26 protein-coding genes and 1 pseudogene are annotated in these 26,056 nt (G+C 48.2%); 11 read left to right on the top strand and 16 right to left on the bottom strand.

What is annotated here, in order from left to right; translation table 11 throughout:
- Window positions 1–98: 98 nt before the first annotated feature.
- The 3 genes from FTO70_RS07425 to FTO70_RS07415 all read right to left on the bottom strand — a co-directional run bounded on the left by FTO70_RS07425 (window position 99) and on the right by FTO70_RS07415 (window position 4,076).
- Window positions 99–704, bottom strand: coding sequence for an indolepyruvate oxidoreductase subunit beta (locus FTO70_RS07425; protein ID WP_255335110.1), 606 nt, complete (start codon window positions 702–704; stop codon window positions 99–101).
- The gene (gene iorA / locus FTO70_RS07420) at window positions 701–2,509 is read right to left on the bottom strand and encodes an indolepyruvate ferredoxin oxidoreductase subunit alpha (RefSeq protein WP_255335109.1); all 1,809 of its coding nucleotides are present in this window, start codon (window positions 2,507–2,509) and stop codon (window positions 701–703) included. Before iorA ends, FTO70_RS07425 begins: the two co-directional genes overlap by 4 nt.
- 775 nt (window positions 2,510–3,284) lie before the next feature.
- A complete protein-coding gene (locus tag FTO70_RS07415) occupies window positions 3,285–4,076 on the bottom strand; it encodes a zeta toxin family protein (protein WP_255335108.1) in 792 nt (263 codons plus the stop codon).
- 274 nt (window positions 4,077–4,350) lie between these two features.
- Between FTO70_RS07415 and FTO70_RS07410 the strand changes: the two genes are divergently transcribed.
- Entirely contained in the window at window positions 4,351–5,514 is a 1,164-nt protein-coding gene (locus FTO70_RS07410) for a mechanosensitive ion channel domain-containing protein (protein ID WP_255335107.1), read from the top strand.
- A gap of 167 nt (window positions 5,515–5,681) precedes the next feature.
- Here the strand turns inward: FTO70_RS07410 and FTO70_RS07405 are convergent, their stop codons facing one another.
- Window positions 5,682–5,882, bottom strand: a complete 201-nt coding sequence (locus FTO70_RS07405; RefSeq protein ID WP_255335106.1) for a hypothetical protein — start codon at window positions 5,880–5,882, stop codon at window positions 5,682–5,684.
- Between the two features lie 69 nt (window positions 5,883–5,951).
- Here FTO70_RS07405 and FTO70_RS07400 point away from each other — a divergent pair, with 69 nt between their 5' ends.
- Window positions 5,952–6,737 (top strand): IS5 family transposase, encoded by a 786-nt coding sequence (locus FTO70_RS07400; protein WP_255335105.1) that lies wholly within the window; start codon window positions 5,952–5,954, stop codon window positions 6,735–6,737.
- A 54-nt stretch (window positions 6,738–6,791) separates the two neighbouring features.
- Here FTO70_RS07400 and FTO70_RS07395 read toward each other — a convergent pair.
- Both FTO70_RS07395 and FTO70_RS07390 read right to left on the bottom strand, forming a co-directional pair.
- A pseudogene (locus FTO70_RS07395) lies at window positions 6,792–7,031 on the bottom strand (peptide chain release factor 1); the annotation flags it as partial.
- Window positions 7,032–7,399: 368 nt separating this feature from the next.
- Window positions 7,400–7,798: a hypothetical protein gene (locus FTO70_RS07390; RefSeq protein ID WP_255335104.1), complete on the bottom strand. Its 399-nt coding sequence runs from the start codon at window positions 7,796–7,798 to the stop codon at window positions 7,400–7,402.
- 531 nt (window positions 7,799–8,329) lie between these two features.
- Between FTO70_RS07390 and FTO70_RS07385 the strand changes: the two genes are divergently transcribed.
- Window positions 8,330–8,878, top strand: coding sequence for a YkgJ family cysteine cluster protein (locus FTO70_RS07385; RefSeq protein WP_255335103.1), 549 nt, complete (start codon window positions 8,330–8,332; stop codon window positions 8,876–8,878).
- 7 nt (window positions 8,879–8,885) lie between these two features.
- On the opposite strand, the gene FTO70_RS18040 is transcribed toward FTO70_RS07385, so the two are convergent.
- Entirely contained in the window at window positions 8,886–9,077 is a 192-nt protein-coding gene (locus tag FTO70_RS18040; RefSeq protein ID WP_369694346.1) for a hypothetical protein, read from the bottom strand.
- A 236-nt stretch (window positions 9,078–9,313) separates the two neighbouring features.
- On the opposite strand from FTO70_RS18040, the gene FTO70_RS07380 reads away from it, so the two are divergent.
- Window positions 9,314–10,033 carry a CDGSH iron-sulfur domain-containing protein gene (locus tag FTO70_RS07380; protein WP_255335102.1) on the top strand — a complete coding sequence of 240 codons (720 nt, stop codon included), beginning with the start codon at window positions 9,314–9,316 and terminating at the stop codon, window positions 10,031–10,033.
- 194 nt (window positions 10,034–10,227) lie between these two features.
- On the opposite strand, the gene FTO70_RS07375 is transcribed toward FTO70_RS07380, so the two are convergent.
- Both FTO70_RS07375 and katG read right to left on the bottom strand, forming a co-directional pair.
- The gene (locus tag FTO70_RS07375; RefSeq protein ID WP_255335101.1) at window positions 10,228–10,440 is read right to left on the bottom strand and encodes a catalase-related domain-containing protein; all 213 of its coding nucleotides are present in this window, start codon (window positions 10,438–10,440) and stop codon (window positions 10,228–10,230) included.
- Complete coding sequence (gene katG / locus FTO70_RS07370; protein ID WP_304364428.1) at window positions 10,418–12,616, bottom strand: catalase/peroxidase HPI; 2,199 nt, start codon at window positions 12,614–12,616, stop codon at window positions 10,418–10,420. Before katG ends, FTO70_RS07375 begins: the two co-directional genes overlap by 23 nt.
- Window positions 12,617–13,118: 502 nt before the next feature.
- On the opposite strand from katG, the gene FTO70_RS18035 reads away from it, so the two are divergent.
- Window positions 13,119–13,286, top strand: a complete 168-nt coding sequence (locus FTO70_RS18035; RefSeq protein WP_369694347.1) for a Fur family transcriptional regulator — start codon at window positions 13,119–13,121, stop codon at window positions 13,284–13,286.
- Between the two features lie 270 nt (window positions 13,287–13,556).
- Here FTO70_RS18035 and pyrF read toward each other — a convergent pair whose 3' ends face one another.
- Window positions 13,557–14,222, bottom strand: a complete 666-nt coding sequence (pyrF, locus tag FTO70_RS07365) for an orotidine-5'-phosphate decarboxylase (RefSeq protein ID WP_255335100.1) — start codon at window positions 14,220–14,222, stop codon at window positions 13,557–13,559.
- A 4-nt stretch (window positions 14,223–14,226) separates the two neighbouring features.
- On the bottom strand, window positions 14,227–15,180 hold the full coding sequence (locus FTO70_RS07360) for a deoxyhypusine synthase (protein ID WP_255335099.1): 954 nt from the start codon (window positions 15,178–15,180) through the stop codon (window positions 14,227–14,229).
- Window positions 15,181–15,555: 375 nt separating this feature from the next.
- On the opposite strand from FTO70_RS07360, the gene FTO70_RS07355 reads away from it, so the two are divergent.
- A complete protein-coding gene (locus FTO70_RS07355; RefSeq protein WP_255335098.1) occupies window positions 15,556–16,284 on the top strand; it encodes an ATP-binding cassette domain-containing protein in 729 nt (242 codons plus the stop codon).
- A 1-nt stretch (window position 16,285) separates the two neighbouring features.
- Window positions 16,286–17,116, top strand: a complete 831-nt coding sequence (locus FTO70_RS07350) for an ABC transporter permease (RefSeq protein WP_255335097.1) — start codon at window positions 16,286–16,288, stop codon at window positions 17,114–17,116.
- Between the two features lie 8 nt (window positions 17,117–17,124).
- Here FTO70_RS07350 and FTO70_RS07345 read toward each other — a convergent pair whose 3' ends face one another.
- Window positions 17,125–17,517, bottom strand: coding sequence for a co-chaperone YbbN (locus FTO70_RS07345; protein WP_255335096.1), 393 nt, complete (start codon window positions 17,515–17,517; stop codon window positions 17,125–17,127).
- A 180-nt stretch (window positions 17,518–17,697) separates the two neighbouring features.
- Here FTO70_RS07345 and FTO70_RS07340 point away from each other — a divergent pair, with 180 nt between their 5' ends.
- A complete protein-coding gene (locus tag FTO70_RS07340; protein WP_255335095.1) occupies window positions 17,698–17,862 on the top strand; it encodes a hypothetical protein in 165 nt (54 codons plus the stop codon).
- A 255-nt stretch (window positions 17,863–18,117) separates the two neighbouring features.
- On the opposite strand, the gene FTO70_RS07335 is transcribed toward FTO70_RS07340, so the two are convergent.
- On the bottom strand, window positions 18,118–18,465 hold the full coding sequence (locus FTO70_RS07335) for a hypothetical protein (RefSeq protein ID WP_255335187.1): 348 nt from the start codon (window positions 18,463–18,465) through the stop codon (window positions 18,118–18,120).
- A gap of 900 nt (window positions 18,466–19,365) precedes the next feature.
- Between FTO70_RS07335 and FTO70_RS07330 the strand changes: the two genes are divergently transcribed.
- Window positions 19,366–20,115 carry an RNA ligase partner protein gene (locus tag FTO70_RS07330; protein ID WP_255335094.1) on the top strand — a complete coding sequence of 250 codons (750 nt, stop codon included), beginning with the start codon at window positions 19,366–19,368 and terminating at the stop codon, window positions 20,113–20,115.
- 206 nt (window positions 20,116–20,321) lie between these two features.
- On the top strand, window positions 20,322–21,554 hold the full coding sequence (locus FTO70_RS07325) for a methionine adenosyltransferase (RefSeq protein WP_255335093.1): 1,233 nt from the start codon (window positions 20,322–20,324) through the stop codon (window positions 21,552–21,554).
- Window positions 21,555–21,710: 156 nt separating this feature from the next.
- Here the strand turns inward: FTO70_RS07325 and FTO70_RS07320 are convergent, their stop codons facing one another.
- The 3 genes from FTO70_RS07320 to FTO70_RS07310 form a co-directional block, all read right to left on the bottom strand.
- Window positions 21,711–22,580 carry a geranylgeranylglycerol-phosphate geranylgeranyltransferase gene (locus tag FTO70_RS07320; RefSeq protein WP_255335092.1) on the bottom strand — a complete coding sequence of 290 codons (870 nt, stop codon included), beginning with the start codon at window positions 22,578–22,580 and terminating at the stop codon, window positions 21,711–21,713.
- Window positions 22,581–22,756: 176 nt separating this feature from the next.
- Window positions 22,757–23,674 (bottom strand): quinolinate synthase NadA, encoded by a 918-nt coding sequence (gene nadA, locus FTO70_RS07315; protein WP_255335091.1) that lies wholly within the window; start codon window positions 23,672–23,674, stop codon window positions 22,757–22,759.
- Window positions 23,675–24,139: 465 nt separating this feature from the next.
- Complete coding sequence (locus FTO70_RS07310; protein WP_255335090.1) at window positions 24,140–24,955, bottom strand: aspartate dehydrogenase; 816 nt, start codon at window positions 24,953–24,955, stop codon at window positions 24,140–24,142.
- Window positions 24,956–25,207: 252 nt separating this feature from the next.
- Here FTO70_RS07310 and nadC point away from each other — a divergent pair, with 252 nt between their 5' ends.
- The gene (gene nadC / locus FTO70_RS07305; protein WP_255335186.1) at window positions 25,208–26,041 is read left to right on the top strand and encodes a carboxylating nicotinate-nucleotide diphosphorylase; all 834 of its coding nucleotides are present in this window, start codon (window positions 25,208–25,210) and stop codon (window positions 26,039–26,041) included.
- The last annotated feature ends 15 nt before the right edge of the window (window positions 26,042–26,056 follow it).

Raw genomic sequence — 26,056 nt, 5'->3', positions numbered from 1 at the left:
CGAATAAAGAAATAAAGAAATTTCAGGATTCATCCTGAAAAATTTGCGCCATTTAACATTCTTAACTTTCCTCTACCTTCCCGGTTTCCTCTATCTTCTTAACTTTTCTCTACCTTCTCCCTTCCAAGCTCAAATGCCTTTACATTCACCTGGATTGTCTTTGCCGGAACAAGCGCTTTTACACTCTCCAGCAGGACCTCTTTTGGAATCGGCAGGTAGTTTGAAACCGCCCCCACCATCACCACGTTCATCGCAAGCCTGCTCCCGGCTTCCACGGCCAGCTCGTCGGCGTTGAAGGCTTTTACCGTGAATTTCTGCGAGAGGGTTTCAAGGACCTTTGAAACTTCAGGATACTTTGCCATTCCGGAAGTGACTGTTACGGGAATGATGGGCTCGGTGTTTACGATGACCACGCCGCCTTCTTTGAGGAAGTCTACGTACCTCAGGGCCTCCATGGGCTCGAGGGCGAGCATGAGGTCAGCGCTCTTTTTCGGGATCATGGACCCGAACTCTTCTCCGATCCTTATGTGATTTACGACGGAGCCCCCCCGCTGGGCCATGCCGTGGGTCTCGGCTGCCCGGATGGGAAGCCCTGCTATGACTGCGGCTTTTCCTATGATGTCCGAGGCAAGGATTGCCCCCTGGCCGCCGACTCCGGTGATTAGAAGATCGAACTTCTGCTTCTGGCCTTCAGATGCGCTCATTTCTTCACCTCCGTGATTGCGTCAAACTTGCATATCTGGGCGCAGACCCCGCAGCCGCTGCAGAGGGCAGTGATCACGGCACGCTTGTTTTCCTCATCAAACTCGATTGCAGGGCAGCCGAACTTCACGCACTGCTTGCAGCCCTCACACTTCTCGGAGTCGACAGCGTACCTGGCCCGCTTCATCCCGGCCCGCTTTGCAGAAATTACGCAGGGCTGCCTGGCAATGACCACGGCAGTGCCTTCGAATTCCTTTGCAGCCTTGAAGGCTTCCTGGGTTTCTTCAAGGTCATATGGGTCGACCATGGTTACGAAATCGGCTCCCAGGGCCTTGCAGAGTTCGGCAAGGGAGACTTCCACAGTCGGCTCCCCGGTTGCTGTAAAGCCCATACCCGGGTTTGGCTGGTGCCCGGTCATTCCTGTGATGCGGTTGTCCAGGATGGTGACCGTGATGTCGGCTTTGTTGTAGATGGCGTTCAAAAGCGAGTTCATGCCTGTGTGGAAGAAGGTCGAGTCCCCAATAGAGCAACAGATCGGGCGCTTTTCCCCGGCATGGTAGAGCCCTGATCCGATGCTTATGCTTGAGCCCATGCAGAGGGTGGTCTCGACCGTCCCGCTCTGGATGCCCAGGGTGTAGCAGCCGATGTCGCTTGGGTAGACTGCGTCATTTCCAAAGACCTTCTTCATGGAATAGAAAGTCGCCCTGTGGGAACAGCCGGCGCAGAGGGCAGGCGGGCGGGGGGCAAGTCCAGGGGCCGCAGCTGCAGCTCCAGATTCTGGCTCTTCAGGCAGGTTGAAAACTTTCCTGAGAGATTCAAGGAAAGCGCTGACGTCAAGTTCCCCTTCCCGCGAGACAAAACCGTTCATCTTCCCCAGGACCTGGACCGAAAGCCCGGCTTCCTGTGCAATAATTTTTACCTGCTCTTCCACAACAGGCTCAAGTTCCTCAAACACGAGCACGGTGTCCACGGTTTCCAGCAGTTCCCGGATGAGCTTCTTCGGGACCGGGTAAGCCCCGATCTTCAGGAAGGAGGCTTCAAGCCCTAACCCCTGGACCGCTTCTTTTGCATAGACCGAAGCAATGCCTGCCCCGATTACCCCTAACTTTGCGTCCGGGTTCAATTCCAGGGAGTTCCAGGGAGACTCAGACAGGGCGTCTTCCATGTCCTGCTGGATCGAGAGGATGTGAGTGTGCCTGGGCCTTGCGTTCTTCGGGAGCATGACCCAGCGGTCGAGCAGCTTTTCGAAATTGGCGGGCGGTTTGTCGGTCGGGATTTCCCCGAGCTCGATATCGGATTTCCCATGGGAGATCCGGGTTGTGGGCCGGAAGATGACGGGGATTTCGAACTTCTCCGAAAACTCAAAGGCAAATGGGATCATGTCCTTGGCTTCCTGGGGGGTCGAAGGGTCAAAACAGGGCACAAGGGCAAACTGGGCGTAGCGCCGGGTGTCCTGCTCGTTCTGAGAGGAGTGGCATGACGGGTCGTCGGCCACAATTGCGATCAGCCCGCCCTTTGTCCCGGCATAGGCCAGGGTCATGAAGGGGTCTGCTGCAACGTTTAACCCCACGTGCTTCATGGTCACAACCGAGCGCACCCCGGCCCAGGCGGCTCCAACAGCCACTTCCATTGCCACCTTTTCGTTCACTGACCATTCGATATAGTAGTCCCGGTCCTTCCGGGCCGCAAGGGTATCGATGATCTCCGAAGAAGGAGTCCCCGGATAGCCTGCAGCCACCTGCAAGCCGCCTTCCAGAAGGCCACGGGCGATTGCCACGTTTCCAAGCATGTACTCGCGTGTAGTCATTTTACGTTCTCCAGCGTTTTAAATAATGAAAATATAACTCCAACAACATCCAGATATTTCAAACATCGTAAATATCTCAAACATTTCAATATATTTTTTGTCAATAAGCCAATGAATCGAAAGTTAAGGAATAACAGCCCCGGCAAACAAAACCTGCTGTCCGCAAACTAAGTAAAACTTTTGCATTATCCAAAATAACACGATCAATAATATACTTTCGGATAATTGCCCGAATTGCGCCAGCAGAGTTGCGCCAGCAGAGTTGCGGCTCTGCAGTGCGCGTCCTTTTCGCTCGCTGCGCTTCGCTCAAGAGGACATAAAAAAAGGCATGGGCATGAGTTTCGAATAAAAAACAGGGCAATAGGAATGCCGTATCAAACGTGTCTTGTTCCGTTTCGAAGCAAACGGCGTTTTCCGCATGCATAATGAAAATACGAAGCCGCAAAAAGAACATAAAACAAGACCAATGTAAATCTTTGTAAAAACCGCTACCGCCTTCGAAACCTCAGCGTTCAACCGCATCTGGCCCTACCAGAGGCAGCGATTCAAAAGATCTTCGTCCGGTAAACTTGATGATGTATTTTCAGCATTTTCGTCCTCATAATTTTACACATGCTCCGGCCGGGCTATGCCCGGGAATGCAGCCCCGGTTAAGTGAACGCGCAACTAAAATAAAGGGCCGCGAGGTGGGATTAAGACGGGGGCACCCACTGAATCCACTGAACCCGCTTCCCGCCCCGCGAATCAATGAGTCCGCGATCAATGAACCAAAGAATCAATTCTTGTCCAGAAACTCCGCAAGTTTTACGATCCCCTCAATTTCAACATCGAATTCTGCACCTTTCAGGGACGCCTTGAAAAGCTCCCTGTCTGCAGGGATCACTGCGGCAACCTTCGAAGAATCAACGGCCTCCAGCAGGTCTCCTTCAATATCTTCCTCTACCTTGTTCAGCACGAAGAAAACCCTGTTTCCTGCCTGCTCCCCGAGTTCCTCGAACTTTTTAGACAACTTAAGGGATTCGAAGGAGGGGTCGACCACGACCAGGATCGTGTCAAAGTCCTTTGCAACTCCACGCCCGAAATGCTCAACCCCGGCTTCCGTGTCCACGATGACGATGTCGTCCTCCGAGAGGTCGAGGTTTTCCAGGAACTCACGGGTAAGGACACCCATAGGGCAGGCGCAGCCTTCCCCGAACTCGTGGATCTTGCCGACTGCCATGAGCCTTATCTTTTCCTTTTCTTCCACGAATTCCGAAGGCAGGTCGGAAAAGCTCCACCTTTCCTCAAAAAAGCGGGACTTCTGCTGGCCTGCGGCAGCCCCGGGGACTGCAAGTCCGCCGAGGGAAGCGGTCCTGGGAGCTCTCTGCTTTTGCTTGAAGCCCTGTTTTCCCCCGAAGTACTCCATAAGGTCTCTTGGGGCCGCAAGCCCGAGCTGGCCGTGCAGCCCGTAGTTGGACTCGTCGGTATCAAGCACAAGCACGTTCTTTGTTTTTGCCATCTGCTTTGCCAGAAGGGCGGAAATAGTGCTCTTTCCGCTTCCGCCTTTCCCGCATACTGCTATTTTCATTTTCAGTTCACCTAATACAATAATTTATCCGGGAGCTTTTAAAGTTATCCAGCTGGCTTAAAATTTATTTCCTGCAAGGACGAACTGCAATTTAGCGAGCTATGAAGGTAATAATATCAAGCATCAAGAACTAATTGATTAACTAATTTCGAGTCCGATAAGCGAAAGGAGATTCTAATGGGGGAGAAGGGAGCTGAGCTATTTTTTCCAGATCATTGAAGAGTACCTGGCAAGCATTATCACCCTTGCAGTAACCATTTTTCTTATTTTTGCGGTGGGGCGCCTGCTTACCCGGACAAAGCTGGTCCGTACCGATGTGAAGTTCACAAAACAGCTAATCCAGTTTATCATTCTCAGCATCGGCCTCATTTTTGTCGTGTTCAGCCTACCAATTGCGGACCAGTACAAGGAATCGATTCTCCAGCTGCTCGGAATCATTACCGGAGCTGCGATTGCGCTTTCCTCCACCACTTTTATTGCTAATGCGATGTCCGGGATCATGCTGAGGATTATAAAGCCCTTCAGGGTAGGGGACTACATTGAAAGTGAAGACATATTCGGAAGAGTCACCGACATCCACATCCTGCACACCGAGGTCCAGTCGATAGACAGGGACCTGGTGACTTTCCCGAACCTCAAACTGGTCTCAAACCCCTTAAAAACAATCAGGACTTCAGGCACCATCATCTGTACCTGCGTCTCCCTGGGCTATGACGTTCCCCGCCAGAGAATCGAAAAAAACCTTCTCCTTGCCGCAGAAAAAACAGGACTTGAAAACCCTTTCGTCCACGTCCTGGAACTCGGGGACTTTTCGGTCACATATAAGGTGGGAGGGCTTTTAAAGAACATTGAGAGCCTGATCACGGCCCGTTCGGATTTCAAGAAAGCCGTTCTGGATGCCCTTCACGAAGCTGATGTAGAAATCGTCTCCCCAAACTTCATGAACCAGAGGATCCTGAAAGAAGGGACCGTATTCATCCCCCCAAAAGAGCTCCTAAAAGCGGAGGTGCCTGAAAAGCCCCCGAAAAAGAAGCCTGAAGAAATCATCTTTGACAAAGCAATAGAAGCCGAAATCCTGGGCAGGATCGAGATTGTCTTCTCAACCCTGGAAGAGAAGGAAAAGGAACTGGGCCAGCAGGTAAGCGGCGTGCCGGAACAAAATAGAAAAGCAGAGCTTTCGGAAAAACTGGAATTCTTAAAAACCCGGAAAGAAGAGGTCAAAACCGAATTCGAAGCCATGAAAAAACAAATGGAAGAAAGCGAAGAAATAATTGAGCCGGAAATGCGCTCGAGGCAGCTTCAAAGCCTTAACCTGAAAGCCGATCACCTGGATATAAGGAGGAAAAAACTGGAAAAGGAATTGAAGGAAGTTTTGGAAAAAGAAGAAGCTGAGAAGTCTGAAAATAGAGAAAACTTAAAAAGATCTCAAAAGAATTGAATAAGAAAGCCCATATGAAATTCCAACCACACACATTTGCATTATAGGATTGATTTTTATCGAGGTGTGTTTAAAAAATTTGAGATTTTATGTAATATTTCCATAGGTTTTTGACGTTTTGCTTTTTAACCCAACACAAAATGGAAATGACTTATCGTCATATTGCCTCATGTGTTGTTCAGCTCTTCAGCCTTTACCTGCGCCGCTTCCTTTGTTTCAAAGATTTCAGTGAAGAGGTAGACATACAGCACCCCCTCCTCAGTAACCTGCTCAGTTCTGTATATGAGAGTATACACGGGTTTGTCCATGGCATCTACTTTCAGGTAGCTGATTTCATGCTCGCCAAAATTTACCAGTGCATATTCCAAGCCATCTATTTCTATTATCTCAGAGGCTGTCTTAAAATTAAATAATACTTGTACCACGATTGTTCGTAAATGTCCAAACAAACACAACGACTTCCTTATCCCAGTGATTTATCTGATAAAGAATGGGAACTAATCAAACCTCATCTTCCTACTCCCCAAAGTATTCGCGGTCGAAAACGTATTCATTCTTATCGAGAAATACTGAATGCTATCTTCTATTTATTACGTTCTGGTTGTGCATGGCGAATGTTACCCCACGAATTTCCACCGTGGCAAACTGTCTACCACTATTTCCGTCTTTGGCGGCTTTACGGAATTTGGGAGCGCATAAATGCTTCGCTGAGAACTGAACTGAGAATTGCAAACGGTAGAGAACCAGAACCTAGTGCAGCTATTTTGGATAGTCAATCAGTCAAAACCACAGAAACCCCTGGTGTGCGTGGCTATGATGCTGGCAAGAAAGTCAAAGGACAAAAGCGCCACATTTTAGTGGATACAACAGGACTACTATTAACGGTTGTAGTTCATGCAGCGAATATTCAGGATAGAGATGGAGCTAAACTTGTTCTGGAACAAATAAAAGGAACATTCTCTCGATTGCAGCTTATTTGGGCCGATGCTGCTTATGCTGGTCAGCTGGTTGATTGGGTAAAGATAACGTGTGGTTGGGTTTTGGAAATAGTAAGGCGTAAAGATGATGTCAAAGGTTTTCAAGTACTTCCTCGCAGGTGGGTGGTAGAGCGTACATTTGGATGGCTGGGTCGTTATCGGCGGTTGAGCAAAGATTATGAAGGATTGACAGAGTCCAGTCAAGCCTTCATTTATGCTGCTATGATCCATATAATGAGCAAATGACTGGCTAAGATCAAACCTTTAAACAACTGAAAGATGAATATTCAGACAGCCTCTAAGAGATCTTAACTTTGCCAGCAAAGAACCAAGTGCTCCTTGTACGTTATTGCTGGTAAGTTTAGACTTAATGTTCGAAGCCTGCTCATGTTCTTCTCTTAAATGCTTTGTAATATCCGAAACCTGTTTGTCAGGAGGAATAGAAAGGGAAATTAATTCTGTGCCCTTTCCAATTTTACTTCTCAGAGTTTCAAGCTTCTTTTTAAATACATATTTTTCATATGTACAGTATTCAGCCATCCCAGCTTCCTCCTCTTATATAAAACAGTTGAAGGACCTAAAAAATGACATAAAACTACAATGTTAATTTATGCTTTATCTTTTAAAAAAATTAATTTCCATTCAATAACTTCCCTCCACACCTGCATGCTTACGAAGTGAGAAGATATCGGGAGGCCACTGGCAAAAAAGAAGGAAACGTTCCATAGCCTGTACGAATGCAAAGTATTTCATCAATTTATAGAAGGTTAAATGTCTAAAACGTAGGAAAATAAGCCCGAAAGCTAAGCGTTTCTGAACTGGGTAAGGGAGTGGGGAAGCATCTTATAATCAAATACAGGGACTTATAATAAGCCTTTCTTTAACTCTCAAGTTAAGCCAGGATTTACTCACGGATTTTTTGAAAGCTTTCCCATTACGTGTTTTCCTGCATACGTCAATGCAATTAAGTATGTCGCAGAGAATCTGTCAAATTCTGGGAAAAATATATGTGGAATAGAGATCATGAGAACAAAGAGTCCGAATATGAACCACTTAACTGCATTCATTATCCCTCTTGATGTATCATTGCAATATGCACGTTTTATTTTATAGTGTGCCCATATTCCCAGAATGATAGACCCCATAAAAAAAAATGCGGCTAGAAATAATAATGCTTTTATTAATGAACCAATGTCAAATAATGTACCGTCTTCATATTCGTAAAAATTTATTACTTTGATCGCGTATACTATGAGCCATAGTAGTAATGCAGAGAACCAGATAATTAGTATTATTTTGTCTTTCATAGAACACGAAGATGGTTCAATTTTATTATAAGTCCGAAGATTTTCAGTACCCAATTAATCACCTTTCTCAACACTTAACGATTAACCTTAGGCACGTCTTCCTAAATTTATCTTTTGATTTTCAACAAATTTTTACGGAAGCTTTTCTGAACTCGATAATTCCATAGATAGTACATTATTTGTTGATTGAGATTTTCCAAAATAGTGAGATACAGCTTCAAGCTCTTTCTTTTCTCGTAAATTTAGCACTGCTTGAGCAAATCTTCAATATGACCATATAAACGAAAGCTAAAGCCATGTTGTATACAATGTCGTGAAAACATCAATCAGCTATCACTGGACGATCTCACTATTCTGATAGGCTCTTATTTGATATGTGGCACAAAAGAAAAGGATTACAACCAGAATAGGAAATGAGAAATAATTTTGGGATAAATAAGTTTTATCAGTATGTTAAGTCCTAATAAAATAGGGTAATTGATAGCTATTATATACGCAACATCTCTTTTTTCTTTCAACTGGGTGAATGCTATGGACAAAAGACGACGTTCTGAAAAATACGACTGGTTAAGCTCAAAAACTCAAAGCATACTTAAACATTATAGCTGTCCTGAATCATGTAATGCGAGTTGCTGCAAAACTCATATTATTGATTTTCATAGAAAAGAATATGAAAAAATATTAAAAAATGTAGATAAAGAAAGTGCGAAGATTTTAAAATCGAGTGCGGTAAAATCAGAGTTGGAAGGATGTTATAAATCAATCGTCGGGAAGTGCCCACTATTGATAGACTCAAAATGCAGAATATACGATAACAGGCCGGAAGCCTGTAGAAGTTTTCCTTTTGTAATTTTTCCGGATGCGGAAGCAGGATTTGGTTTAACGTTGTTATTGTGTCCGATGTCTGTCAACATAATTCAAGATTATGCACAATGGTATAAATCTGCAAGCTCAACAATGTATAGTCAATTAACTGACTTGTACGAACAGTATAAAAACATCGAAAAAAATAATGATTTTTGTATTGAAATGAAAGAGCAGAATTTAGATTTGTTCATTGAATTTCTTGAAAGGAAGTAATCAATATTCATTTCCTTTTCTCCTTCACAAGCTTCGTGACAAGCTCAAGTAGCTGCACGGCTGTCCTCTTAATTACGAAAATATCCGATGTCCAGACTAGGATAGTCTTTGAGCGTGTATACGTAGAGAAATCATCATAGTGAATTCTGATTGTTACAACTTTGTAAAGGAATCGGTGCTTTACAAGAGATTTATGCATGTTCTCAGCAAGCAGCTCTAAATCCCTGCTATTTTTACAGGATCTTTTGCGTTCTCCTTAAAAGTACTGCTCCAGCTAATTGATTTTACATCTTCCTCGCTTTCCTCAATTTCACAGAAATCTAGACCATGTGCCGCCTGTTTCAACCAGAGCAGAGAAAAATAGAAATCATCAAGAGGCGAATAGTCAGAATAAACATCCAGTAATGCATTATAAGAGGTAATGGGGGATTATGTATGGCAGTCAATGATAAAGAAATGAGGATGAAGATAATCAAAGATGGACCGTATCGGGTTACAGGTGGAGTGCCGCTTTTAGAACAGGTAATTGTCACCGATGACGCCGGCCACACCAGGGAATTAATTGATCTAAAGGAATACCCCCGGCGGGAAGCCTATATCTTATGCCGCTGCGGCTCATCCGAAAATAAGCCCTTCTGTGATGGGACCCACCGCAAGATCGGTTTTGACGGTAGCGAAACTGCCAGCAGAAAGCCTTACCTGGAAAAAGCGGAAACGTTTGAAGGTCCTGATCTAAAACTCACCGATGCCCACGAGCTCTGCGATCATTCCCGTTTCTGCCAGCGGTCTGGAGGAATAAGGGATCTCATACAAAAATCAGACGACCCGGAAGCCCGACAAACCGCCATAGAGGAAGCCATGATCTGCCCATCGGGACGGCTGGTCCTGTGGGACAAGAAGACAGGCAAACCCTTTGAAAAAGAATTTGAACCATCTATTGTACTGGTTCACGACAAACAAAAAGGTTGCGAAGGCCCCCTCTGGGTTAGAGGCGGTGTCCCTATTGAATCTGCAGATGGCAGCATGTACGAATCCCGAAACAGAGTAACCCTCTGCCGCTGTGGGAAGTCGGAGAACAAGCCCTACTGTGACGGCAGCCACTGGATGAACAGCCAGCAGAAGCTCGAGTTCAGGAAGAAATGGGGCCTGGAATGAGTGAGTTCGTTGATTAATAGAGATTCTTAACTTGCGGAAATAGTAATCTCGCATAACAATCAGGCAATCCAGAAGCCAAAATGAAAGCAATCAACGGGCGATTCCGAGATAAAAAATAGAGAATTCGAGGGTAGGCCTTCTTTATTTCAAAATATCCCCGAACTCCTTTTGCTACAGATGCTGCAAAAGTCTCATCAGCCTGCCGCAAAGTTTTCGATTGCACGTCTCTGAATAGCTGGAATGGTGACAAGGCTCAGGTCGGCCACAAGGTCGCCAATCATATGTTCCTGTGCCCTCTTGTCAAGCGACCGGTACCTTTCTCCAGCCTGAGCAAAGTCGTTTGTTTTGAAGATTTTCAAGCCCTGGAAGACCTTTATGCTACGATCAGGCGAGGTCGAAGCGATCAAGGTTCATCACTTTGGTCCAGGCCGCCACGAAGTCCTGGACAAACTTCTCCTGCGCGTCCGCACTTCCGTAGACCTCGGCCAGAGCCCGGAGCTGGGAGTTCGAACCGAAGATAAGATCGACACGCGTGCCGATCCATTTGACTTCGCCAGTCTTGCGATCGTGCCCTTCAAATATGTCCCTGGCATCCGATACCGCCTTCCACTCCGTGCCCATGTCGAGCAGGTTCACGAAGAAGTCGTTTGTTAGCGCTTCCGGATTCCGGGTAAAAACGCCGTGCTGGGTCTGTCCGAAGTTGGTGTTTAGCACGCGCATACCGCCAACGAGCACCGTCATCTCTGGTGCGTTCAGCGTCAGCAATTGCGCCCTGTCAACCAGCAACGCCTCGGCTGGTACGGTGTATTGGCTCTTGAGGTAGTTGCGGAAACCATCCGCAATCGGTTCGAGTAAGGCGAAGGAGTCCACATCGGTCTGCTCCTGCAAGGCATCCATGCGCCCTGGAGAGAAGGGGACCGTTACATCGTGACCGGCATTCTTCGCAGCCTGCTCGATGCCTGCACAACCAGCCAGAACGATCAGGTCAGCAAGCGAGACCTTCTTGCCACCAGAAGCCGCGCTGTTGAACTCGTTCCGGATACCTTCGAGAGTGTTCAGCACTTTCGCCAGTTCGGCTGGCTGGTTGACTTCCCAATCCTTCTGCGGCGCGAGGCAAATTCGTGCGCCGTTCGCGCCGCCGCGCTTGTCGGAGCCACGGAAGGTAGACGCCGATGCCCATGCGGTCGAAACCAGTTGCGAGATCGACAGTCCGGAGGCGAGGACCTTGCCCTTGAGGGAGGCAATGTCCTTCTCATCGATCAACTTGTGATTGACCGCGGGGATGGGGTCTTGCCAGATGAGCTCTTCGCCAGGAACCTCCGGACCGAGATAGCGTGCGCGCGGGCCCATGTCGCGGTGCGTCAGCTTGAACCACGCGCGTGCGAATGCTTCCGTTAATTGATCCGGGTTCTCGTAGAAACGCCTTGAAATCTTTTCGTAGGCAGGGTCGAACCTCAAGGAAAGGTCAGTGGTCAGCATGGTTGGCGCATGGCGCCTGGATGGGTCGTGGGCGTCCGGAATCGTGCCGGCGCCTGCGCCACCTTTCGGCTGCCACTGATATGCACCGGCCGGACTCTTTGTCAATTCCCATTCGTAGCTGAAAAGGATCCTGAAGAAGTTGTTGCTCCACCTCGTTGGCGTGTTGGTCCAGGTGACCTCCAGGCCGCTGGTGATCGTATCACCACCTTTGCCGGTGCCGAAGCTGCTCTTCCAACCGAGGCCTTGCTCCTCGATACTGGCAGCTTCCGGTTCAGGCCCGACATGGGACGCAGGGCCGGCGCCGTGGGTTTTGCCGAAAGCGTGACCGCCAGCGATGAGCGCAACGGTCTCTTCGTCGTTCATGGACATGCGAGCGAAAATATCGCGGATATCCCTGGCCGCCGCGATCGGATCCGGGTTGCCGTCCGGGCCTTCCGGATTGACGTAGATCAGCCCCATCTGCACGGCAGCGAGCGGATTTTCGAGGTCCCGGTCACCGGAGTAGCGTTTATCACCACCCAGCCACGTCTCCTCAGAGCCCCAATAGACGTCCTGGTCCGGTTCCCAGACATCCTCACGACCGCCTCCGAAACCGAACGTTTTGAATCCCATCGTTTCCAGGGCGACGTTGCCCGCAAGAATCATGAGGTCAGCCCATGAAATCTTCCGGCCATACTTCTGCTTGATCGGCCAGAGCAAGCGGCGCGCCTTGTCCAGGTTGACGTTGTCCGGCCAACTGTTAAGCGGCGCAAAGCGCTGCTGGCCTCTACCGCCACCGCCGCGGCCGTCAAAGGCGCGGTAGGTGCCGGCGCTGTGCCATGCCATGCGAATGAACAAAGGGCCATAGTGACCGAAGTCCGCAGGCCACCAGTCCTGCGAATCGGCCATCAGCGCCGCGAGATCTTTCTTCACAGCCGCCAGGTCGAGGCTCTTGAACTCCTTCGCGTAGTTGAATTCCTCGCCCATCGGGTTGGACCTGGAGGAATGCTGATGCAGGACCTCGAGCTTCAACTGGTTTGGCCACCAGTCGCGGTCCGACATGCCTCTACGGGTTTCCTGTTTGTCTGCTCTGACCGTTTCAGGGTTCTTTCTGTCATCAGTCATAACGTTACCTACCCCCTACCATTAATAAAAATTCGAGACCAAATATATAGTATGCAATCTCTTCAATCTTGTCTCCTCCTGGAAGAATTGAGTGCCGATTGCCAGAGAGATTAATTTCGGTCTGCTTTCCAAAAGCTTGAAATTCTTACATGCTGTTTTGCCATGTCCAATTTGTCATCATTTAAGGTATGAATGACATAAGCCTCAATAGGCTTCATCATAATACAGCTCATGTAAAGTCCATGCGCTATTCTTTAAAACCGTCAGCCTCTTGTCGAATTTGCCTTTCCAATCCTATAAGTTCGTTACTTTAGGTCTTACGACTCCGATTCTAGCCATATTTCCCCCTTGTTATTCCCCCTTTAATAATTACCAATAGCTTACTATCCTTGAAGAACTTATTCCAATTCAATATTCAACTACTATAACCACTGATATCTATTTAATATTGAGTATTAAATAATAATGAGCTACGAATAGCCTTCAGAACTCAAACTCATCCATAATCAAAGCTCTCCGCGGAAAAGGATACAGGGCCACACCCCAGAGAATAGCGATCGGTCGATTTGTTCTCCACAATCATGCCCACCCAATGGCTCAGAGAATTTATAACGAAGTCAAGAAGATCTATCCAACAGTCAGTCTTGCAACAATTTATAAAACTGTTTAAACCTTGAAAGAGGCAGATTTGATCCAGGAATTGAATTTAGAGAAAGATCAGGCCAGATTTGGTCCCAATGGAGCCACAAGCGCATCTGGTTTGCCTCCAGTGCAAAAGAAGGAGTGAAGCTGGCATTTATATTGAATTTAAGAAATATTTAATGTGTGCCTCAGAACTCATAGGGCTCATCATGGAATCAGCCAGATTTATCATCACAGGCACGTAATTGAGATTATAATTGTATTTTAAAAAGGCTGCCTCTTTCAAGAAAAATATTCTTCAGTTTCCTCCCCGGAGTTCAGCCTGGATTTCCTCAGCAATCTCCCTGGCAGCCTCTTTTGGGGATTCTGCCTTGTAGATGCTCCTGCCCACGATCACCCAGTCTGCGCCGGCAGCGATGACGTCCGAAGCTTTTCCGCCCTGGGCTCCTACGCCGGGGGAGATGATTGTGAGTTTGTCTCCGATGATCCTCCTGATTTTCTTCACTCTTTCGGGGCGGGTTGCGGGAGCGACCAGCCCGTAGGCTCCGGCTTCAAGGGCCATTCTTGTGATTGCCTCTGCAAGAGGCTGGAGGAACTCGGCCCCGCCCGGGTGGCTCATCTCGGTTACCACGAAAACGTCCTTTTTGTATTCGGAAGCAACCTCGATGCAGGCTTCAAGGCTGTCTTTTCCCGTGAAGCCCTGGACAATGACGGCATCGGCTCCGGCTTCAAAGACCTGGTCGCAGATAAGGCGGTTGGTGTTGGGGATGTCGGCAACCTTGAAATCGGCGATAACCGGGGCAAATTCGGCAAGTTCCCGGATAATCCCGAGGCCGGTAGCCAGTATGAGTGGGTAGCCAACCTTTATGGCGTCTACGAATTCCCAGACGTCCTCGGCGATCCTCAGGGCATCTTCCCTGTCGGTTACGTCAAGGGCAAGAATCATGCAGGTGTTCCTTTCCATAAAATCACCTCTTCGAAAGGCGCGTCCTGACAGCTGCGACCATAAGGGGGAGCGTTATCGTCGCATCCGCATACACGGTTACTGCTTTTGCATTTTCCCCGACTTTTCCCCATGACTGGGCTTCGTCCAGGGTAGCACCGCTTAAGCCCCCGGTCTCGGGGTGGTCCATTGTGAGCTGGATTGCGTAGTCAAAGGACTTCGGGGTAACAAGCATGGACTGGAGGATGTAGTTTTTGGGGACCCCTCCTCCGATCAGCAGGGCTCCTGCACTTTCTGCCCCGTAGCAGATATCAATGAACTCGTGCATATCGGCAAATGCGTCCACATGCAGGGGGTTTCCTTCCTTGTAGAGCCAGGCCTGAAGCCCGATCACGGAGTCCTGAAGGGCCGGGCAGTAGACAGGCACACCCATCTCGGCAGCGGTTTTCAGGATGGAAGAATCGTCTTCCAGGTTCTTCCCGATTTCCGTAAGGACCTGCCGGATGGAGAGCTTTTCCTGCGGAAGTCCGGCATAGACGTCCTGCAAAAACTCTTCCAGGTCCGTAAAGTGCTGGTCCGGGAGATAAACGTCATAGATCCGGTCGATGCACTCGTCCCGGAGCTGAAGATCATTTACGGCATCCGTGCCTTTATAGTGGTGCAGGCCCAGGGCTTCTACCGTGTCATGCACCATATTGGCCCCGGTGGTCACAAGAACATCTATGTGCCCGTCCCGGATCAGGTCCGCAATGACATTTCTCATACCTGCAGGGGTCATGGCTCCTGCAAGCCCGAAAAACTTCGTAGTATTTTCCGAGGCCAGCATCTCGTAATAGATGTCTACGGCCTTAGCAAGCCTGCCTGCCCCAAAAGCGCAGCCGCTGTATTCTCCTACAAGCTCGTCCACGGTCATGCCAGGAACTATTTTTGCGCCTTTGATAGGAGTTGAGAGTTTTTTGCTGGAAGCTTCACAGTCCATTTTTATTCCTCAGGGATTAAGGGTATTAAAGTAAGCACGGGATTAATCAGAGTAAACATATTTATTGCGGAAATATCTATATTGTAGAGAGATAAAACCAATTATATAGAGGACAATCTATATACTTATGATACAATCCTCAGCCTTCATGAAAGGTACCGATAGCTGGAATCCCATACGGAAAGCAATCGTCCTCACGAAGCAAGATATCTGGGAATGATTTATGTGAACACGTACGTACAGATAAACCTTCTCTTCCGAAATATGCAGGATAAAAGTCTTTCCCGGAAAAGGCAGGAAAATGGAAAAATCTTGCGGGATATAATAAAATCTTACGGGGTATAATATATATTGAAAGCACCCGGGAATCAAACGATGCAGGACGATATAATAAGGTATGAAGATGTCGGCATATCGTACGGCAGTAAAAAAGTACTTTCAGGCTTTTCCCTCAGCATTCCGAAGGGCTGGAAAATCCTGCTCAAAGGCAAATCCGGAACCGGGAAGTCCACCCTGTTCAAGATGCTCCTTGGTTTCGAAAAACCCTCTGAAGGCTCACTTTATTACAGGGAAAGGCCCGTTGACCCCTCCATTGCCTGGGAAATCCGAAGAGAAGTTGCCTACGTCTCCCAGGACACGGACCTCGGGCAGGGGCATGTAAAGGAGCTGCTTGAGGAAATCTTTTCCTACCGCCCCAACCGGACGAAGATGAGCCGGGAAAAACTGCACAGGCTGATGGAAGAATTTGAACTGGAAGAAGATACGCTTGACAAAAACTTTGAAGATCTTTCCGGGGGAGAGAAGCAGAGAGTGGGAATCCTTATCGCCCTGCTGCTGGGAAGAGACATTTTTCTCCTTGACGAAGCCACTTCTGCCCTTGATGCCGAACTCAAGAAAAAGGTAGCTGACTATTTCCTGCAGCACAGCGAATGGACCCTTTTTATTATTTCTCACGACAGGGAATGGGAAAGAGACGGCGTCAGAGTAGTAGAACTCAGCAAAAATGAGGAAAACGAAAAAAGCCGAAGCTGGACAAATGAAAACAGCAATGCAGAACCGGAAAAAAGCATGAGCAGAGGGATGAGTAAAGGGAGGAGAATTTAAGATGACGAGCCCCGACATATCGGTCCTTTCCATGGTCCAGTGCTTCTTGCTCCTTGCAATTCCCCTGACGATAAGCTACCTGATAAAACTGCATATCATCCGGGTAACTACAGATTCGGTTGCGAGGATGACAGTTCAGCTCTTAATGGTGGGGGTATTTTTGACCTTTGTCTTCGACCTGAACAACGGGTTTTTGAACCTGGCCTGGGTGCTGGGGATGGTCACAATTGCAACCTATACCACCATACGCAACGTTGAGCTCAAAATGGGAAGGCTCCTTGCCCCCATGCTCCTCTCCTTTGCCGCAGCCAACCTGAGCGTGCTCCTGTATTTCAACGAATTCGTGCTTGACCTTGAAAACCTTCTGGAAGCCCGCTACCTTATTCCCATCGGGGGCATGATCCTCGGGAACTCCCTGAGGGGAAATGTGGTAGGGATCGGGGATTTTTATGAGGACATAAAGAGAAACGAGAACAGGTACCTCTACAACCTTTCCCTGGGGGCAAGCAAATACGAAGCCCTCCTGCCCTACATCCGCAAATGCCTGCGCTCGGCACTCCGCCCCACCCTTGCAAACATCGCAACCGCAGGACTGGTCTTCCTGCCCGGGATGATGACAGGGCAGATCCTGGGGGGCGCAAGCCCGATCCTCGCAATCAAATACCAGATCTCAATAATGATAGCACTCTATGTCTCCACTGCCATGAGTACGACCTTTTCCATCCTCAGCACCATCCGGACTACTTTTGACGAATACGGGCTTGTAAGAAAGGAGATTTACAGGGAAAAGAAAGGAAAAGGAAAAAAGGAAAGCAGGCACCATTGCCACTGAAAGGCAGCTTACACGTAACCTGTAATGTCCTGCCCGATTGGCGTGGTTTTCCGCACGCAGTCCTCGCCGTACTCGACCATGTTCTCAACAGCGGATTTCAGGATGGAAGGGTAGACCTGCCCTACCTGCTCCCAGATGGGCTTCCCATGGCAGAAGAACTTGAAGGTGGGTGTGCCCTGGACCCCGTACCTTTCAGCAGTCCAGGTGTTTATTGTCACGTTCATCCGTGCAAAGACCGCAGAATCCCTGAATTCTTTCGCATACTCCTCAAAATAGGGCTCCATCGCTTTACAAAACGGGCAACTAAGGCTGTAAAACATCACAATAACCGGTTTTTTAGAACTTTCCACCTGTGTACCCCAGGTCGCATCCTCAATTTCAACTACGTAGCTTTCTTCCAATTAATTACACCCCCGTAAACGAGAATTTTGGAGTTACATGAAACCAATATTTGTGCTCATTGAATCATGATTATGAAACCATGATTATGTTCCTTATGACCAATAATTACGCCTTCATGAAATTAAAGTTCATGCTCCTGAACCGGGCATCTCTGGAAATCCCTTTTCTAAGAAGCCTCCATGAACCTTTCATCTGAAGCTCAGGTGACGGCTCTCGAGAAACCGTTTGTTACAGACCTCAGGGCACCCCTTATGGTATTCAGGGCATCCCTCAGGGAACGTTTTCCACAACCTGTAGAAGAAAATTTCACAAACAGGATTCACGAGAACTCCATTCATAATTGAGAAGTGTTTGCATATTAAAGCATGTTTCAGCATTTCCATCTGTAGCCTTGAACAGAGGGATGGAAAAGCAGGAAAACTAACAGTAAACAAAGGAAAAGGAAAACAAAGGAAAAAATCGGGTTAAACAGAACTGGAAAAGCAGTTCTGTTTTTTTCGGGCATGAACCCTGTTTCGGGCTGAAAGGCCCGTTATTTGCCCTGAGGAAAAGCGACTTCAGGGCGTGTAAAACAAAAAGGTCTTCTATCTAAACTGATATCAGGCTTCTATTTCTTCGTGGTCAGGGTTCATGATCTCATCGAAACATGTGCTGCAGACGTATTTATCCTCAAGGCAGCTCTCCTTGAAGTCAACCTTGGGACCTCCAGGTTTTGTGACGGCTTCCTTGAAAATATAGAATTTTTCATTAAATTCAATTGGCTGTCCGCATCTTGAGCACACGAAGGGCGGGTTTTCAACTGAATCAATTGCACAATCAATACATATCAGATCGGACCGGTCCCCATGGACGTCCCTGAACATGATAGGCTTCATGTCAAGACTGGTATCCACTACCAGCACGTCTTCAAGCAGCTCCCGACCACAGATGTTGCAATACTCTGCCATTGCATCGCCTCCTTTACCCAAAGGATTTCTAGCCAGGCCCTGTCCCTGGCCTGTATTTAAGATTTCCGTGTTTGCGCTCAATTTGATCCACCAATTTTCAGTTTTTCTACCGTATGTTTTTCATCTACCGTATTTTATAGCCCTAAAGTTTCCGTTTTCCCCACTCAACTGCAATCAACCTTTTTAGTGCCCGGTTTTTGCACCTGTTGAGGGTTCAGGATGGGAGTTTCAACCGGGGCTGACATGTACATTACCGTAACGCCGTAAACAGATTTACTATTATTTGAATGTTTTCCGGAGCAATACGCTGCCTTCAAAGCAAAAAACCTCCAAGAAAACTATCTGTTCAGAGTCTGTTTAGAGTACGGTTGTCCGCCTCTGATATTAACTTCCCTATGTAAATTTATGTTTTAAAACTATATACAGTTATTGATTTTGATCAAAATTCAAAGGAAAATAACATAAATAATAATTATAAATCTGCCAGAGATAGATCAAAAAAATGGAAAGAAGAATAATTGAAAGCAAAAGATAGGGTATGAAAAACATATTTTAAATAAAAAAATTAAAAATGGAAATAAAATGAGAAAATCGGACGTGACAAAAACAAAACAGAAGGCAAAAAAGGCCGAAAAGAGTCAGGCCGGAATGAGACAAAGAATTTTATTGTTCCTTGTTCAATACATAAAGAGGGAAATGGGATAACTCAAAGCAACCCTGGAAAAACTCAGGAAGGGCTTACAGACTGAGCCTCTGCGAAGCTCCTGAGGCCATAAAGGATATCTTAAGAAATACGGACCATTTAAAATAAGGCATTTCAAACAAGGACCATTTCAAATAAGGACGATTTTGAAATGCTTACCATTTAAAATACGTACCAATCTACAGGATTTTGGAAAAATGCTTAAGCAGAGATTTGTGCTGGATACCACAGCATTAACGGATCTGCAGACCCGCGAGGTCCTGGGCTACACCTCCCTTTGCGAGGGGATGAAGGAAATCCTCGACCTGATAGCCGACGCCCGCCTGCAGTACGGGATCAGCTGTTACGTACCCTACCCGTCGGTGTACAAGGAGATGTATGAATTTGCCAGCCGCAACGGCTGCGATAGGGAAGTGACGGCAAAGATCGATACCTGGCTTGTAAAAAAGTCTCCTGACCGCTACAGGGTGGACGTAACTTCCCAGATCTTCCACGAATACGTGGCATACATGCGGGAGAGGATCAATAGGGGAATGGGCGTTGCGGAAGATGCCATATGGGAAGCTGCCACTGAATGCCTCTTCATGGAGAACCCGCAGAACAGGAAAAAGGAGTACCGGGAAGAAGTGGAAAGGGAGGTCATAGGCGGGATTATCGGGAAGTTCCGGAACAAATACCGTGCTGCCCTTCGCTATGGAATCCTGGACAGCGCCCCGGACATTGACGTCCTTATCCTTGCCAAGGAACTCGATGCCGCCGTAGTCGCAAGCGATTACGGGATAGAGAAATGGGCAGAGCAACTGGGGGTCCGCTTTGTGCCTGCAAATACCTTCCCGATGATGATCAAGGAATACCTGAAGCACCGGCCGGACGGTGAAAAGGAAGCCGGGCCTTCAAAAGAAGACAAAAAGAAAGAAGGGCACTCAGAAGAGCTTGATTTCATTTAATTTGAGCCATTACATCCGAATCTCTTAATAAATCATTTAATTGAGCCGTTTAATTTGAGCCATTTAATTCGAGTCATTTAAGGTGAGTCATTTAAGGTGAGTCATTTAAGGTGAGTCATAATTTAAGCCATTTAATTTGAGCCATTTGACGGACTCCTGCAAAATATTGCATCGCCCGTTTACGGGGAATTTATGGGGGTAAGAGTTTGAGAAATATAGTTATAGAAGAATTGAAGGCTTCGGAAGTCTACCGGCAAAAGGTTGAAGTTGTCGAAAGAAAGGGTGTGGGGCACCCGGATTACATTTGCGATTCCATAATGGAACAGGTTTCCGTGAACCTCTGCAAGAAGTACCTGGAAACCTTCGGGACCATCCTGCACCACAACATCGACAAGGGACTGCTTGTTGCCGGGGAAGTGAAAGGGAAATTCGGAGGGGGAGAAGTCGTAAGCCCTATGCGCCTCATCTTCGGGGACCGGGCAACCTTCGAGGCAGGAGGAGTCGAAATCGATGTCTCCGGCCTTGCGGTTGACACAGCAAAGGAATGGCTCTCCGAAAACCTCCGCTTTGTTGACCCGGAAAACCTCTTTTACCAGGTGGAGCTGAAAAAAGGCTCAGCCGAACTGACGGACATCTTCAGCCGGGGAGGGGAGACCCTGGGGGCAAATGATACCTCAGCAGCCGTTGGGTATGCCCCCCTCAGCCCCACGGAACGGCTGGTGCTCGAATGCGAACGCCACCTTAACTCCAGGAAGTTCAAGAAAGAGCACCCGGAGTCAGGGGAAGACATCAAGGTAATGGGGCTAAGGCACGGTTCCGACGTCCACCTGACGGTTGCAATGCCCCTTGTGGACCGCTTTGTGGAGTCCGAAGCAGACTATTTCAGGAAGAAAACCGAGCTGCACGAACAGATAGAGAGATTTACCTCCGGGTTTGCGGAAAAAGAGGTAGAGGAATCCGGAGCCGGGACAGCCATGAAGACCTCGGCGTCCTTAAACACCCTTGACATGCCCGGCCGCGGCCTTGAAGGGGTCTACACCACTGTTACGGGCACATCAGCAGAAGACGCCGACTGCGGGCAGGTGGGGCGCGGAAACCGGGTAAACGGGATCATCCCCTTAAACCGTCCTGTCAGCAGTGAAGCTGCCGCCGGGAAAAACCCGGTCAGCCACATAGGAAAGATCTACAACATCCTTTCCCACAGGATTGCAGACCGGATCTACAGGCAGGTGCCTGACCTTTCCGAAGTCTATGTCTGGCTCCTGAGCGAGATCGGGACTCCCATCGACAGGCCGCAGATAGCAACCGCCCAGCTGATCATGAAAAAAGGATCGGCAGGGGATGTGGAAAAAGAAGCTGCCGAGGTCATAGAAAAAGAGCTTGAAAACATCCAGGAGTTCTGCATGGAACTTGCGGCAGGAAAGATTTCCATCTGCTGAAAATACCTGCTGAAAATACCTTGCAGGGAAAAGCAGCATTGGACCAGACTGCAAAATCTGGGCCCTGCCAGATTTTTCGTTTAGGGCAGAGTTTTCGCCCCGGGCAGAGTTTAAACCCTGATCGTATATTCCTGACCGTATATGCCTAACCGGAGTTTAAGCCCCGGCCACAAACGCGATCAGGGCAAAAAGCATGGCAATTTTGAACATTTTAGAGGATTTCGTCGGGTTGTCCCGGGCAAGGAGCTGGTAGATTGCTGCCAGGAAACCCAGGTCTGCCAGGAAAACCAGGTAGAGGTAGCGCATGCCCAGAATGGACATCAGGTAAGGGAGCGGGCTTAAAAACACTGCAAGGAACCCGATCAGCACTGCCAGGTAGCCTGCTTTTTTTGCGCCTATCCGGAGGGGCAGGGTGTCTGCACCTTCCTGCCTGTCCCCTTCCATATCCTCTATATCCTTTACGATTTCCCGGGCCGTGATGGCAAGGGCGGCCAGCAAGAAGAGCACGAAAAGCGCTTCAAGTCCCTGGTACCCTAAAACCGAAGCCCCGAACAAAAAGGTGGAACCGGTAAGGTAGCCGATGCTCAGATTTCCGAAAAGGGGAGTCCCTTTCAGGGTTTTTGCGTAGAAGATAAGGAGCAGGGAATTAAACAGGGCAATTGCCCCGCAGATGGTGTTGATAGAAAAAGCAAGCCCTGTACCCAGAGCAAAGAGGAAATAGGAAAAGTAAAGGGCCTCTTTTGCTTTCACCCTTCCGGAGGGGATGGGACGCTCGGGCCGGTTAATGGAATCGATCTTGATGTCAAAATAGTCATTGATAGCGTTTCCTGCGCCTGAGACAAGGAATACCACCAGGAACACGAGGGCTGCATCAAGAAAAGGAAACGTCCCCGGATGATATGAACTCAATGGGTCGGATTTCAGGATATTGAAAGCTATCAGCGTTCCGATTACGGCTGCAAAACCTGCCATAAGGCAGTTTCCGTATCTCATAAGTTCCAGGTATGTGCGTACTCCGGCAGACATCAGAAGAAAGCAGCATTATAAAGTATTAAAAGTATCGGATTTTCCCGGCGGGACCCCAGCCTGTCCATAAAGGAATGAAAAGACCCGGCTTTTCAAATGAAGCCGGTTTGAGGCCCGGAGATTCAATAGGGAGATTCAACCCGGAAACCTTGCGGACCTTCCCTGCTAATGTTCACTTACCTGTTAATTTTCACGGCAAGCATCCGGTCAAGGGCTTCTTTTGCCCGTATCCTTATGTCTTCGGGTACTGTGACCACATGCTGCATCTTTTCAAGGGAAGCCAGGACCTTTTCAAGGTTGACCATCTTCATGCTCGGGCAGCAGGCGTACGGGGTTATGCAGTAAAAGGTCTTTTCAGGAGCTTCCTTCAAAAGCCCGTGGATAAGCCCGCACTCGGTCCCCACTATGAACTCCCTGGCTTCTGACTCTTTTGCATACATGATCATCCCCCTGGTACTTGCAACACGGTCCGCAAGTTCCAGGACTTCGGGGCGGCATTCCGGGTGGGCGATGAATTTAGCCTCAGGGTGCTCTTCCTTCATCTTCAGGACGTCTTCCCTGAGGATCTGGTGATGCGTGGGACAGTGCCCTTCCCAGGGAATGATTTTCTTGTCCGTACGCGATGCCACATATGCTGCAAGGTTTTTGTCCGGTACAAAGATGACCTCTTCGGCATCCAGGGAGTTTACCACTTCCACGGCGTTTGCAGAGGTGCAGCAGATGTAGGACTCAGCCTTGACCGCAGCCGAACTGTTCACATAGCAGACAACCGGGACTCCGGGGTGCTTTTCTTTTTCTTTCCTGAGACTCTCCAGGCCTGCCATGTCGGCCATCGGACAGCTAGCATCGATTTCCGGCAAAAGGACGGTCTTTTCAGGAGAGAGGATTGCAGCGCTTTCCCCCATGAAGTGGACCCCACAAAAAACGATAACATCTGCAGTCTGGCGGACGGCTTCCTGGCTAAGGGCAAGGGAGTCCCCAACAAAATCCGCAATATCCTGGACCTCGGGGCGGGAATAATAGTGAGATAGAATCACTGCATTTCTTTTTTTCTTCAGGTCTTTGATCCTTTCTATAAGTTCTGCTTGCTGCATGGGACCACCGGGAGCTTTTGAGATGGAATATAATTTTTGAGATGGAATATAATTATGGTTCATAAAGGCTGAAGTTAAAGTAAAGGTGGATGTAAACATAAAGGCTTATGCTGGCATTGGTTGATGTTTACTTGAAGTTGATCCGGGACATGAAAGTGAGCTCGAAATAAAGAAAGTTCGATAAAGGAAATCGATCCATCAAGAGCTTTTCTGCACTCATGCTACCAGTTCCGGGGAACGTACCTGCTTAACTCTTACGAACTATATAACATTTATGAACACAGGGAAGATAGGCTGCCTGAGACAGTAATGAGTAAATTAAGATATAAAAAATATAACATGTGAGATAAAAGATAGAAGAGGATGAAAAAATATAGAAATAATATAAAAATATAAAAGAAACTTCTGGCCGGTGCGTGGTTCAGGGTCCACTGCACCCGGCCTGAGGAACCGGGCTTCCGGGGTTCAGGTCCCTATCTGGAATGGGTTTACCATCTTTTTCAGGGCGGAAATTGCCGAAAGGGCCGCAAGATAACTTGTTTTCGGGTTTTCGGGGGAAGGGAAGTTTTCAACTCTGGCGGAAAACCTGCCAAAATCGCCTTCGACTGCGATTTCGTGGACGTTTCGGGACAGGGAAGGATCGGCGATTACCTTTACTTTCGTCCGCTCGAAACCTATGCCTGCAAGGCTGATGGTTGCTGCGACATTTACGTTTGCAGGGAAAGCTTTCACAGCTTCGGAGGCAGGGCCCTCGAAAACGACAATTTCCGTATCAATTTTTTCAAGCTCAATCCCGTGTTCTACGATAAAAGGTGCCCCTTTAAGACCTGAAGGAGGCTTCCGGGTGGTCAGGGTAACCGAGGAAATACCTGCTGAAGATGCAGAGTTCAGCCCGTCGATCCCCACAACAGCTCCCGAGGGGAAGTAGAGTTTACAGTTGTGCTCCTTCGCAAGCCTGAAAAGCTCCTCCCTGAGGGCTTTATCCGCAAGGGCACCGACACTGAGGACCATTACGTCACACCCTGCTTTGAGGGCTTCGGGAACTATGAACCGGACTGCCGCCTGGGAAGCACATTCCACTACAAGGTCCACATTCCTAACGAGTTTTTCAATTTCCATGTACTGCGGTTTGCATGTATTGAGGGAAGCTGCAAGGTCCAGGGCCTTAACTACCGAGGAGTCACAGAGGCCATACAGTTCCGCCTCCACCTCACCTTTGTCAACAGCCCTGCAGATCTGCCCGCCGATAAATCCGCAGCCAATAATTCCTATTTTGAGCATTCTAAACTCCTGAAAAATAATAAGTACATTAATCTATTGCAACTTTTTCCAGTGCCTGGCTTTGCAAGCCCGGAGGACAAGGGGTACTGTATTCCATTCCCTCTCTTAAAACCTTCTATTGCCCCTCTCGCAAACTTTCTATTACCAGAACTTAATTCCCTCTCTTACAAACGTTTCTACAAAACCCCTGACAGCAGAAACGCCCGCACACCTTATAAATCCGGGGAGCATAGAGTACCCAGGGTAAAGACCATGCTTATCAAGGAAATCGAAAGCTTCATAGAAGAAGACCTGGGGTACGACGATGTTTCGTGTACTCTTGTACCTGACAGGCCTGCAGAAGCTGTTATTTTCACTAAAGAGGACTGTACGGTTTCCGGAATCACGGAAGCTGCAGCAATCTGTTCTTACCTTGGAGTTAAGGCCGAAACCGACCTGAAGGACGGGAGCCGGCTCAAGGCAGGAGATATCATTTTCCGGTTAAGGGGAGGAGCAGTCTCCATCCTCAGGGCGGAACGCCTTGTCCTGAACTTCCTCGGGCACCTCAGTGGGATTGCAACCCAGACGCAGGCCTGCGTCGACATTGTCAGGAGGCACTCGGAAACCACGAGAGTAGCATGTACCCGGAAGACCACACCCGGGATCAGAAAGTTCGAAAAGAAAGCAGTCATTGCCGGCGGAGGAGACTCGCACAGGTTCAACCTTTCGGACGCGGTCATGATTAAGGACAACCACATAAAGCTGATGGGAATCGAAGCCGCAATCAGGGCAGCCCGAAAATCAAGTTTCACCCGAAAAATCGAGGTAGAGGTCGAGTCTGCAGGAGACGCGGTCCTTGCCGCAGGAATGGGAGCAGACATCATCATGCTCGACAACATGAAACCGGAAGAAATCCGAAACACCCTCGGCATACTCGAAGAAAAAGGGCTGCGGAACTCTGTTCTGATAGAAGCTTCCGGCGGGATTTCCCGCGAAAACCTCGAACAATACGCAAAAACAGGTGTGGATGTCATATCCATGGGTTCATTGATTCATAAATCCAGATGGATTGACATAAGCCTGGAAATTGTGGATTCAGGCAATTAAAAAGGTTTATTTTCC

Origin of the sequence: Methanosarcina sp. KYL-1 (assembly GCF_024372725.1) — an archaeon.
Taxonomy (GTDB): domain Archaea; phylum Halobacteriota; class Methanosarcinia; order Methanosarcinales; family Methanosarcinaceae; genus Methanosarcina.
This window is presented reverse-complemented; position numbering and strand designations above follow the sequence as displayed.